Here is a 792-nt window from a genome sequence, read left to right on the forward strand (position 1 = left end):
TTGTTTGCGAAATGTTTCTTTTTCAAACCTACACCTTCTACCTAAGTTTTATAGCTTGCTTACACAAGATTAGATGAGACTGCTTGAAAAAAGTTCCAAGCAAAAAAAAGCCCGCTTGAGCGGGCGAATAGTCACAGATGCATTACACAAAAGTGGATAGCTGACATCACGAGCGTGGTCATGCCTGTCAGCCGATTCACTTTATGTTGGTTAAGTGCTTGTTGAAAACTTAACCAACAAAATCAGCATATACGAGTTTTATAATGGTGACTATTTATGTTTTAATTTTGATTAAAAATTCTTTGGCGTGTTTTTATAGATATGAGGGAGATCACGCAGTGATGAGAACACTGCTCTTTATTGCATTATGAATTGGATGTTAACGACAGATTTCGGCCACGGTGGGGTGGCACAACTGAACCAAATCGTCGATGGATAACGCCAGCCCTGCCATGCGGTCCCCACTGCTGATGGTGACTTCACGTTCTTCCAATAAGCTTGGGTCAAACACTATCGGCATCTGTCGTTTGAGTAATAACGGCGTCACAGTCCCAATTTTATAACCAGTGATGGCTTCTACATCGGCCTGGTCGACACAAGTCATGCGGCGACATTGCAGTAAAGCTCGTACCTTTTTTGGATCCACACTGCGATCACCAGGGGCGCAGGCGAGGGCGTATTGATTGCCCATGTCTCGCAGCAATATCGCTTTGACCATTTGAGAAGGGCGAATGCCGCGTTGGTGCGCGGCATCCTCAATTGTTGTAGCTGGTCTTTGATGCGGAAGCAGAC

Annotated in this window: 1 protein-coding gene; it reads right to left on the reverse strand. The window is 44.9% G+C overall.

The window, feature by feature from the left end; translation table 11 throughout:
* Window positions 1–379: 379 nt before the first annotated feature.
* Entirely contained in the window at window positions 380–790 is a 411-nt protein-coding gene (locus R8O10_RS24665; RefSeq protein WP_318191881.1) for a YbaK/EbsC family protein, read from the reverse strand.
* Window positions 791–792 lie beyond the last annotated feature (2 nt).

It is taken from the genome of Vibrio sp. 1727 (assembly GCF_033344415.1).
GTDB classification, from domain to species: Bacteria; Pseudomonadota; Gammaproteobacteria; order Enterobacterales; family Vibrionaceae; genus Vibrio; species Vibrio alginolyticus.